The sequence below is a fragment of the Kineococcus gypseus genome (assembly GCF_050871305.1).
Lineage (GTDB): Bacteria > Actinomycetota > Actinomycetes > Actinomycetales > Kineococcaceae > Kineococcus > Kineococcus gypseus.
In genome coordinates this window covers 23,849-33,526 of the sequence record NZ_JBJLRD010000050.1, presented here as the reverse complement: position 1 = coordinate 33,526, position 9,678 = coordinate 23,849, and the positions used below count along the sequence as shown (strand labels likewise).

General features: G+C 77.2%; 12 protein-coding genes and 1 tRNA gene. 5 read left to right on the top strand and 8 right to left on the bottom strand.

The genetic code is table 11. From position 1 onward, the window contains the following. Positions 1–86 precede the first annotated feature (86 nt). The 4 genes from rplK to ACRYMN_RS16845 form a co-directional block, all read right to left on the bottom strand. Positions 87–518, bottom strand: coding sequence for a 50S ribosomal protein L11 (gene rplK / locus ACRYMN_RS16860; protein WP_432497528.1), 432 nt, complete (start codon positions 516–518; stop codon positions 87–89). A 165-nt stretch (positions 519–683) separates the two neighbouring features. After that, on the bottom strand, positions 684–1,700 hold the full coding sequence (nusG, locus tag ACRYMN_RS16855) for a transcription termination/antitermination protein NusG (RefSeq protein WP_432497526.1): 1,017 nt from the start codon (positions 1,698–1,700) through the stop codon (positions 684–686). A gap of 62 nt (positions 1,701–1,762) precedes the next feature. Then, positions 1,763–1,990 carry a preprotein translocase subunit SecE gene (gene secE, locus ACRYMN_RS16850; protein WP_166609996.1) on the bottom strand — a complete coding sequence of 76 codons (228 nt, stop codon included), beginning with the start codon at positions 1,988–1,990 and terminating at the stop codon, positions 1,763–1,765. Between the two features lie 103 nt (positions 1,991–2,093). Beyond that, a tRNA-Trp gene (locus ACRYMN_RS16845) sits at positions 2,094–2,166 on the bottom strand. Between the two features lie 136 nt (positions 2,167–2,302). On the opposite strand from ACRYMN_RS16845, the gene ACRYMN_RS16840 reads away from it, so the two are divergent. From ACRYMN_RS16840 to ACRYMN_RS16820, 5 genes are all read left to right on the top strand, one after another. Beyond that, on the top strand, positions 2,303–3,526 hold the full coding sequence (locus tag ACRYMN_RS16840) for a pyridoxal phosphate-dependent aminotransferase (RefSeq protein WP_432497523.1): 1,224 nt from the start codon (positions 2,303–2,305) through the stop codon (positions 3,524–3,526). After that, positions 3,523–3,966, top strand: coding sequence for an ACT domain-containing protein (locus tag ACRYMN_RS16835; protein ID WP_432497521.1), 444 nt, complete (start codon positions 3,523–3,525; stop codon positions 3,964–3,966). Before ACRYMN_RS16840 ends, ACRYMN_RS16835 begins: the two co-directional genes overlap by 4 nt. A gap of 45 nt (positions 3,967–4,011) precedes the next feature. After that, the gene (locus tag ACRYMN_RS16830) at positions 4,012–5,073 is read left to right on the top strand and encodes an adenosine deaminase (protein WP_432497518.1); all 1,062 of its coding nucleotides are present in this window, start codon (positions 4,012–4,014) and stop codon (positions 5,071–5,073) included. A 66-nt stretch (positions 5,074–5,139) separates the two neighbouring features. Further along, positions 5,140–6,054 (top strand): hypothetical protein, encoded by a 915-nt coding sequence (locus ACRYMN_RS16825; protein ID WP_432497516.1) that lies wholly within the window; start codon positions 5,140–5,142, stop codon positions 6,052–6,054. After that, entirely contained in the window at positions 6,051–6,443 is a 393-nt protein-coding gene (locus ACRYMN_RS16820) for a GntR family transcriptional regulator (protein WP_432497514.1), read from the top strand. The genes ACRYMN_RS16825 and ACRYMN_RS16820 overlap by 4 nt, the downstream gene beginning before the upstream one ends. Here ACRYMN_RS16820 and ACRYMN_RS16815 read toward each other — a convergent pair. From ACRYMN_RS16815 to ACRYMN_RS16800, 4 genes are read right to left on the bottom strand one after another with little or no spacing between them, the layout of a single operon-like run. Further along, on the bottom strand, positions 6,409–7,536 hold the full coding sequence (locus ACRYMN_RS16815) for a UDP-N-acetylmuramate dehydrogenase (protein WP_432497511.1): 1,128 nt from the start codon (positions 7,534–7,536) through the stop codon (positions 6,409–6,411). The genes ACRYMN_RS16820 and ACRYMN_RS16815 overlap by 35 nt on opposite strands. Then, positions 7,533–8,774 carry an MFS transporter gene (locus tag ACRYMN_RS16810; RefSeq protein WP_432497508.1) on the bottom strand — a complete coding sequence of 414 codons (1,242 nt, stop codon included), beginning with the start codon at positions 8,772–8,774 and terminating at the stop codon, positions 7,533–7,535. The genes ACRYMN_RS16815 and ACRYMN_RS16810 overlap by 4 nt, the downstream gene beginning before the upstream one ends. Beyond that, positions 8,771–9,214 carry a MaoC/PaaZ C-terminal domain-containing protein gene (locus ACRYMN_RS16805; protein WP_432497505.1) on the bottom strand — a complete coding sequence of 148 codons (444 nt, stop codon included), beginning with the start codon at positions 9,212–9,214 and terminating at the stop codon, positions 8,771–8,773. The genes ACRYMN_RS16810 and ACRYMN_RS16805 overlap by 4 nt, the downstream gene beginning before the upstream one ends. Continuing rightward, positions 9,211–9,672 (bottom strand): FAS1-like dehydratase domain-containing protein, encoded by a 462-nt coding sequence (locus ACRYMN_RS16800; protein WP_432497503.1) that lies wholly within the window; start codon positions 9,670–9,672, stop codon positions 9,211–9,213. Before ACRYMN_RS16800 ends, ACRYMN_RS16805 begins: the two co-directional genes overlap by 4 nt. Between the last annotated feature and the right edge of the window lie 6 nt (positions 9,673–9,678).

Sequence of the window (9,678 nt, the reverse complement as noted above, 5' to 3'; positions counted from 1 at the left end):
CCCCCCCCCCCCCCCCCCCCCCCCCCCCCCCCCCCCCCCCCCCCCCCCCCCCCCCCCCCCCCCCCCCCCCCCCCGTCGCGGGGACGTCAGTCCGAGACGGTGATGCCCATCGACCGGGCGGTGCCGGCGATGATGCGGGCCGCCATGTCGACGTCCTTGGCGTTGAGGTCCTGCAGCTTCTGCTCGGCGATCTCGCGCACCTGGGCCTGCGTGAGGTTCGCGACCTTCTTCACGTGCGGCTCGCCGGAGCCCTTGTCCACGCCCGCGGCCTTCTTGATGAGCTCGGCGGCCGGCGGGGTCTTGGTGATGAAGGTGAAGGAGCGGTCCTCGTAGACCGTGATCTCCACCGGGACCACGCTGCCGCGCTGCGCCTCGGTCTGGGCGTTGTAGGCCTTGCAGAACTCCATGATGTTCACGCCGTGCTGACCGAGCGCGGGGCCGATCGGCGGCGCCGGGGTGGCCTGGCCGGCCTTGATCTGGAGCTTGATGAGGCCGGCGACCTTCTTCTTGGGGGGCATGCGCGATCCCTTCCTGCTGCTGGGGGCGGCCGTATCGGTGCCCGCGGATCGGGCGACGACGGGTTGAGGCCGTCGTCCAGTGTACGCCGCGCCCACCGGCACCGTCGCACGCGAGGAGCCCCCGGCCGGGTGGCCGGGGGCTCCTCGGAGGTGCGGGGAGGGACCTCAGATCTTGGCGACCTGGTTGAAGTCGAGCTCCACGGGCGTCTCGCGCCCGAAGATCGAGACCAGCACGGTGAGCTTGCGGCGGTCCGCGGAGATCTCCGAGATGGTCGCCGGCAGGGTCTCGAAGGGACCCTCCATGACCGTGACGGACTCGCCGACCTCGAAGTCGACCACCCGCGGGGCGGCGGCGGCCGCCGCGCCACCGGTGGACGCGCCGGCGGCCGCGCCCGGCGCGGCCTTCTGCAGCGCCGGCGCCAGCATGGAGAAGACCTCGTCGGTGGACAGCGGCACCGGCTGGTGCGTGTTGCCCACGAAGCCGGTCACGCCCGGGGTGTGGCGCACCGCCCCCCACGACTCGTCGGTGAGGTCCATGCGCACCAGCACGTAGCCGGGGATGCGCACGCGGCGCACGTTCTTGCGCTGGCCGTTCTTGACCTCGACGACCTCCTCCATGGGCACCTCGACCTGGAAGATGTAGTCCTCCATGTTGAGGCTGGTCATGCGGGTCTCGAGGTTGGTCTTCACGCGGTTCTCGTAGCCGGCGTAGCTGTGGATGACGAACCACTCGCCGGGCATGCGCCGCAGCTTCTTGCGGAACTCCTCGGCCTCGTCGACGTCCTCGTCGGCGTCCGCGGGCACCGCGTCGCCGTCCTCGCCCACCGCGGCGCCGTCCTCGCCCACCGGGTCGCCGTCCAGCGCGCCGGCGGCGTCGGGGCCCTCGGCCCCCTGCGCGCCCCCGTCGCCGGGGGCGTCCTCGACGTCCTGCAGGGACAGGTCCGGGGTGTCCACGGCCTGCTCCTCGCGCGCCTCCTCGTCGGCCTCGGCGTCGGCGAGCACGTCCTCGTCGTCGTAGCCCGTCAGCGAGGCGTCGGCCTCGGCGCGCTCGTCCTCGTACGCGCCCAGCGGCACGGGGGAGGGCTCGGGCGCGGAGCTGAAGACCTCGTCGACCTCCGCGCCGACCTCCGGGCGCTCGTCGTCGCGCCGCTCGCCGAGCGAGGGACCCCACTGCTCCGACACGGTGCTGACCTGCTTCCTTCGGGATCGGGACTCCGCGCACCGGAACGGTGCGCCGCCGTCCGTCAGGACCCGAACACCAGCAGGACGAGCTTGCCGATGCCGTAGTCCAGGACGGACACCAAGAGCATCATCACCACGACGAAGACCAGGACGACGCCCGTGTAGCTCAGCAGGTCCCGGCGGGTGGGCCAGACGACCTTGCGCAGCTCCTCGACGACCTGGCGCAGGAAGAGGAGGACACCGCCGCGGCGCTTGGCCGCCGCGCGGTCCGCGGCCTTCGTCTCGCTCACGTCGACCTGCTCCCCACCGTGTGCCGGTGCTCGACTCGCCTTGGTGCTGCCCCGCTGCGCGTGCAGCGGCGGGCGCGTCCCGGGGGGACGCGGGTGGTGCTCGCAGGGCAGGAGGGACTCGAACCCACAACCGCCGGTTTTGGAGACCGGTGCGCTACCAATTGCGCCACTGCCCTGAACGGCTCGGCGCACCCCGGGGGGCGCGCTCCACCTCGACGGGACGTGCCCGCCGGGAGCACTCTAGGCGAGAACCCGCCGCGGAGTCGAACCGCGCCCCCGGCGGGGTGCGCGCGGTGGTGCCAGGATGGGGCCGTGTCCGCCCCGAGCGCCCCCGCCCGCACCCGAGTGTCCGCCCGCGTCGCCGGCATCGCCGAGTCCGCGACCCTCGCCGTGGACGCGAGGGCCAAGGCGCTCAAGGCCGCCGGCAGGCCCGTGATCGGCTTCGGCGCCGGCGAGCCGGACTTCCCCACGCCCGAGGAGGTCGTGCGCGCCGCCGCGGCGGCCTGCGCCGACCCGGCCAACCACCGCTACACCCCCGCCGCCGGCCTGCCCGCGCTGCGCGAGGCGATCGCGGCGAAGACGCTGCGCGACTCCGGCTACGAGGTCGCCCCCTCGCAGGTGCTGGTGACCAACGGCGGCAAGCAGGCCGTCTACGAGGTCTTCGCCGCCCTGCTCGACCCGGGCGACGAGCTGCTGCTGCCGGCGCCGTACTGGACGACCTACCCCGAGGCGGCGCGCCTGGCCGGCGGGGTGCCGGTGGAGGTCTTCGCCGGCATCGAGCAGGGCTACAAGGTCACCGTCGAGCAGCTGGAGGCCGCGCGCACCCCGCGCACCAAGGTGCTGCTGTTCAACTCCCCCTCCAACCCCACCGGTGCGGTCTACTCCCCCGAGGAGGTCCGCGCGATCGGGCGCTGGGCGCTGGAGCACGGCGTGTGGGTCGTCACCGACGAGATCTACGAGCACCTCGTCTACGACGGGCGGCGCGCGGCCTCGCTGCCCGTGGAGGTCCCCGAGCTGGCGGGCACGTGCGTGGTGCTCAACGGCGTGGCCAAGACGTACGCCATGACCGGCTGGCGGGTCGGCTGGCTGATCGGGCCCGCCGACGTCGTCGCGGGCGTGGCCAACCTGCAGTCGCACCTGACCAGCAACGTCGCCAACGTCCCCCAGCGCGCCGCGGTGGCCGCGCTGAGCGGCGACCTGAGCGCCGTGGCGGCCATGCGCGAGGCCTTCGACCGCCGCCGCCGGCGCATGACGCGGATGCTGTCGGAGATCGAGGGCGTGCGGTGCCCGCTGCCCGAGGGCGCCTTCTACGCCTACCCCTCCGTCGAGGCGCTGATCGGCCGCTCGCTGCGCGGGCACGAGATCACCTCCTCCGCGCGGCTGGCCGAGCTGGTGCTCAGCGAGGCGGAGGTGGCCGTGGTGCCGGGCGAGGCGTTCGGTCCCAGCGGCTACCTGCGGCTGTCCTACGCGCTGGCCGACGCCGACCTGGAGGAGGGCGTCGGGCGCCTGCAGCGCCTGCTGGCCGAGGTCGAGTGAGGCCGGGCGGGCCGGCGGGGGCCCCCGGGGCCGGCGAGCGCGACCTGGCGGTGCTGCTGCGCTCGCTGCGCCCGGCGCTCCGCCCCGGCGAGTTCACCTACCGGCACCTGCCGCCGGGCAGCACGAGCGCCGACGTGCCGGCCGGGCTGGTGCCGGCGGCGACCGTCGCCGAGGAGGAGGGCCTGACGCTGGTGCTGCCGGCCGAGCGGGCCGGGGAGCTGGGCGAGCCGGTCGGCGAGGACGAGCGGTACGCGTGGATCTCGCTGGAGGTGCGCTCGGCGCTGGACGCGGTGGGGCTGACCGCGGCCCTGACCACCGCCCTGGCGGCGGCGGGCGTCCCGGCGAACGTGCTGGCCGGCCGCTTCCACGACCACGTGCTCGTGCCCGTGGGGCGCGCCGAGGAGGCCGTCGCCGTGATCGCGGCCCTCTCGGAGCGCTGACCGGTCACCGCTCCGGCACGCAGCGCAGTGGCAGACTCACGGCTCGTGACGCGCTCGCTGGAGACGCTGCCCAAGGCGCACCTGCACCTGCACTTCACGGGCTCGATGCGCCCGGCCACGCTGCTGGAGCTGGCCGAGCGGCACGGCGTGCGCCTGCCAGCGGCGCTGTCGGGGCAGCAGATGGTCTCCCTTTCGCCCGACGAGCGCGGCTGGTTCCGCTTCCAGCGCCTCTACGACGCCGCCCGCGCGTGCGTGCGCACCGCCGAGGACATGCGCCGGGTGGTGCTCGAGGCCGCCGCCGACGACGCCGCGGAGGGCTCGCGCCGCCTGGAGCTGCAGGTGGACCCCACCTCGTACGCGCCGCACGTGGGCGGGCTGACCCCCGCCCTGGAGGTCGTGCTGGCCGCGGCCCGCGAGGCCACCGCCCTGACCGGCACGACGGTGGCCGTGGTGGTGGCCGCCAGCCGGGTGCGCCACCCGCTGGACGCGCGCACCCTGGCGCGGCTGGCCGCCCGGCACGCCGGGGACGGGCCCGGCGAGGTGGTCGGCTTCGGGCTCTCCAACGACGAGCGGCGCGGGGACACCGCGGAGTTCGCCGCCGCCTTCACCATCGCCCGCCGCGCCGGGCTGGCGTCGGTGCCGCACTCCGGGGAGCTGCTGGGCCCGGAGCACGTGCGCACCACGCTGGCGGCGCTGCGCCCGGACCGCCTGGGGCACGGGGTGCGCTGCGCCGAGGACCCCGCCGTGCTGGCGCGGGTGGTGGACGCCGGCGTCGCGCTGGAGGTGTGCCCGGCGAGCAACGTGGCGCTGGGCGTGTACGGCGACCTCGCCGCGGTGCCGCTGCGCCGGCTGCTGGACGCTGGGGCCACCGTGGCCCTCGGCGCGGACGACCCGCTGCTCTTCGGCCCGCGGCTGGTGGCGCAGTACCGCAGCGCCCGCGAGGACCACGGCCTGGACGACGCGGCGCTGGCCGGCCTGGCGAAGGCGTCGATCAGCGCCTCGCGGGGCACCGCGGGCGACAAGGCCGCCCTGCACGCCGAGGTGGACGACTGGCTGGCCGCAGCGCCGGAGGGGCGCGAGGGCCTGACGGGTGCCACCCGCGTGTGATTGACTCAATGGACCGACTCATTCAGTCGGCCCGTCGAGTCGGCTCACCGAGCCGTGGAGGTGCCGGTGTCCGGTCTGCTCACCCTGGTGCCCGTGGTCCTCTGCGCCCTCGCGGGGGTGGTCGTCGGCGCGGTGGTGCTCGCCCGCCGCGCACCCGCCGGGCACCTGAGCGCACCGGTGGCGCGCGCCCGCCGTCGCGGCGCCGTGGTGGCGCTGACCGCCGCCCTGCTCACCGCCGCCACGCTCCTGGCCGGGCTGTCCCTGCCCGGGGGCGGGCTGCGCGGCACCCGGCTCGTGGCGCTGGCCCCGCTGGCGGCGGCGGGCGTGCACGCGCTGGTGCTGCTGGCCGGGGAGCTGACCTGGCCGCGCCCGCGCCAGCGGGTGCGCAGCGCCGCGCTGGCCGTGCGCACCGCGCGCTCGGACGCCCCGCGCGGGCTGCTCGCGCTGTTCACCGCCGGCTGCGCCCTGGCCCTGCTCACCTGCCTGGCCGGCGCCCTTCTGGCCGACGGCAGCGGGCGGGCGCTGGGCTGGACGGACCCCGCGGGCCTGGCCGCCACCGCAGCCGGCCCCTTCCCCGGCGCGTTCTACGCCGTCCCGGTCGCCGCGGGCGTCGTCGTCGTCGCGGCGCTGACCCTCGCGCTGCTGCTGCGCGTGCCCGCGCGCCCGGCCGTGCCCGACGCGGCCGCGGACGCGGTGCTGCGCCGCACCGCCGCCCACCGCGTCCTGCGCGTGTCGACGTCCGCGGTGCTGGGCACCACGGCCGCGCTGTGGGTGGTCGGCGGGGCCGCGGCCTCCAACGTGGCCCGGGGCGTGACGTACGGCGTGGACGGGGCCTGGACCACCGTGCGGCCCGGGGCGGCGTGGGCGCTGCTGGGCGGGTCGGCGCTGGCCGGCGGGGTGCTGCTGCTGCTCGCGGCGCTGGCCGTGCTGCTCGTGCCCGCGCGCGGCCCGCTGCGCCGCGGCGCGGCGGTGCCGGCGTGAGCGGGCTGCGCGTCGTCGTCGACACCGCCTCCCCCGTGCCCGCCTACGAGCAGCTGCGCCGGCAGGTGGCCACCCTGGTGACCACCGGGGCGCTGCGCGGCGGCGATCGGCTGCCGGCGGCGCGGGCGCTGGCGGCCGACCTCGGCCTGGCGCTGGGCACGGTGCAGCGCGCCTACCGCGAGCTGGAGTCCGCCGGCGTGGTCGTCTCGCGCCGGCGCACCGGCACGGTCGTCGCGGCGAGCGCCGCCCCGGTGGACGAGGAGGTGCGCTGGGCGGCGGAGGGCTACGTGGAGCGGGCGCTGCAGGCGGGCCTGGGGCACGAGGAGGCGATCGACGTCGTGCGCGACGCGCTGCTCAGAGCGAGCAGCCGACGAGCACCGGCTCGTTGACGATGCGCACCCCGCAGCGCTCGCGCACCCCGTCGGCGACCTCGCGGGCCAGGGCCAGCAGGTCCGCCGCGCGCGCGGTGCCGCGGTTGGTCAGCGCCAGGGCGTGCTTGGTGGACAGCGCCGCCGGGCCGGGCAGGCCGTACCCCTTGCCGAAGCCGGCGTGCTCGATGAGCCAGGCGGCGCTGGTCTTCACCAGCGGCTCGCCGTGCTCGCCGGTGCCGGCCGGGTAGCGCGGGGCGCCCTCGGGCAGCGCGGCGGCCCCCTCGGGCCCGAGCACGGGGTTGGTGAAGAAGGAGCCCGCGCTCCAGGTGTCGTGGTCGTGCAGGTGCGCCTCGTCCCAGACCATGCCCTTGCCCTCGCGCAGCGCCAGGACGGCGGCGCGCACGTCGGCCGAGGGCACGCGCTCGCCGACCTCGACGCCGAGGCGGCGGGCCAGCTCGGCGTACGCGACCGGGGCGGAGCGCCCGGCCAGGCGCAGCTGGAAGGTCGCGTCCAGCACGACGTAGCGGCTCTCGGCGTGCTCGCCGTGCAGGGCGACGCGCTCGGTCTTCAGCCGGGAGGTGCGGTACCCGAAGCGCAGGTCGGCGCCGGCGAAGGTGCGCTGCCGGCCGGTGACGCGGTCCAGGGTGCGCACGGTGGCGATGGTCTGCGAGACGTCCTGCCCGTAGGCGCCGACGTTCTGCACGGGGGTGGCGCCCACCGTGCCGGGGATCCCGGACAGCGCCTCCACGCCCGACCAGCCGTGCGCGACGGCGCGCGCGACCAGGGCGTCCCAGCGCTCCCCGGCCGCGGCGGTGACCACCGCCCCGCCGCAGGCGTCCTCCGAGCCCAGCCGCACGCCGGTGGTGGCCACCTGCACGACGGTGCCCTCGAAGCCGGCGTCGGCGACGAGCAGGTTGGAGCCGCCGCCCACGAGCAGCAGCGGCTCGCCGGCGGCGTCGGCACCGAGCACGGCCTCGACGAGCTCGTCCTCGGTGCGGGCCACGACGAGCCGGCGGGCCGGGCCGCCCACCCGCAGCGAGGTCAGCGGGGCGATCGCCGGGCCGGCGGTGCTCCCGCTCGCGCTGCCGGTCGTGCTCGCGGAGGTGGTCACGGGGCGCTCCCCGAGCCGGCGGCGACGGCGGTGGGGGTGCCCGCGGGCGGGCGGGCGACGCCGGAGAGCACCAGGGCGATCGCCGCGGCGACGGCGGCGGCCAGCAGCGCGTCGAGGACGTCGACCCGCTCGGCCAGCACGCCCAGCAGCGGCGGGCCGGCCAGGAAGGCGGCGTAGCCGACGGAGGAGACCACGCTGACGCGGGCGGCGGCGCCGGCCTCGTCGTCGGCGGCGGCGCTCATGCCCAGCGGGAAGCCCAGGGCGGCGCCGATCCCCCACACCGCGGCACCGGCCACGGCCAGCGGCACGGACGGCGCCAGCACGAAGAGGGCCACGCCGGCGACGGCCAGCGCCGCGCAGGCGCGCAGCGCCACCACCCGGCCGGTGCGCTCGAGCACCACGGGGGCGAACAGGCGCGCCAGCGTCATGAGCACGACGAAGGCGGCGAAGCCGGCGACGCCGACCTGCGGGGTGGTGCCGTAGCCGTCGACCATCCCCACGGCCAGCCAGTCGTTGGCGGTGCCCTCGACGAAGGCCATGCACAGCACCATCACGCCCAGCAGCAGCGTGCGCGGCTCGCGCCAGGCCTCGCGCAGCGCGATCCCGCGGGGAGCCTCCTCGCCGGTGGCCGGGGCCGGCGGGGCGGCCAGGAAGGCGCGCACCGCCAGCAGCGCGCCGGCCAGCGCCAGCAGCGCCACCAGGCCGAGGTGGACCCAGGTGGGCGTGCCCAGGGACAGCAGCAGCACGCCCAGGCCCGCGGCCAGCACCGTGCCGAAGCTGTAGCCCGCGTGGAAGCGGGACATGATCGAGCGGTCCAGGCGGCGCTCGACGGCGGCGCCCTCGACGTTCATCGCCACGTCCCAGGCGGCGGTGCCGGCGCCCTGCACGACCAGGCCGACGGCCACGAGCGCGGCGCTGCTCAGCGCGTCGGCGCCGACGGCGACGGTGAGCATCCCGGCGGCGACGGCCACGGCGCCGGCGGCGACCGTGCGGACCCGGCCGATGCGCATGACGACGGCCCCGGCCAGCGGCATCGCCACGACCGAGCCGACGGACAGGGCCAGCAGCAGCAGCCCCAGCCGGCTCGGGCTCAGCCCGAGCGAGTCGCGCACCGAGGGGATGCGCGCCACCCAGGTGGCGAAGGCGAAGCCGTTGAGGACGAAGGCGGCGTACACGGCCGTGCGCGCGCGCAGCCCGGCCCGGTCCGAGCCGGGCGCGAGGGGTGCGGCCCCGCTCACGGCAGGCGGACGACGGCGCGGGCGCGGCCGAGGACCTTCGCGCCGCCGCTGGTGACGGCGAGGTCCACGGTGGCGGTGCGGGCGGCGGGGTCCAGGGCGGCGACGGTGCCGGCGACCTCGACGACGGCGGCGCCGGCGGCCGGCACGACCACGGGGGCGGTGAACTTGGTGGCGAAGCGCACGACGGCGGCGGGGTCGCCGGCCCAGTCGGCGGCGGCCTGCCCGGCCAGGCCCATGGTGAGCATCCCGTGGGCGATGACGTCGGGCAGCCCCACGGAGCGGGCGACGTCCTCGTCCAGGTGGATGGGGTTGCGGTCGCCGGAGGCCTCGGCGTAGGCGCGCACGTCGGCGCGGGTCACCTCGTGGCGCGCCGCGGGCAGCGCGTCGCCGAGCGCGACGTCCTCGAAGCGGAGGGGCGGGACGGGCACGACGGGGCTCACCGCTCCTCCGGGGCGCGCACGACGAGCGTGGAGACGGCGGTGCACACGGGGGTGCCGTCCACCAGGCGCAGCTCGGTGCGGGTGGTGACCATGGCGTTGCCGGCCACGGCGCGCACGCGGTCCACGTGCAGCTCGGCGGTCAGCTCGTCGCCGGCGGTGATGGGCCGGTGGTGGGTGAAGGACTGCTCGCCGTGCACGACGCGCGAGTAGTCGATCCCCGCGGCCGGGTCGGTGACGAACTGGGCGTCGGCCCGCTGGGCGAGGGTGACGGCGAAGGTGGCCGGCGCGACAACGTCGGCGTGGCCCAGCGCGCGCGCGGCGGCGGCGTCGTGGTGAGCCGGGTGCACCGCCCGCACGGCCCGGGCGAACGCCCGGACCGCGTCGGCGGTGACGGTGGTGGACCCGGAGGCGGGGTAGACCCGCCCCTGGAAGGACTCGTCGACGGTGACGGACGTCACTGCGGA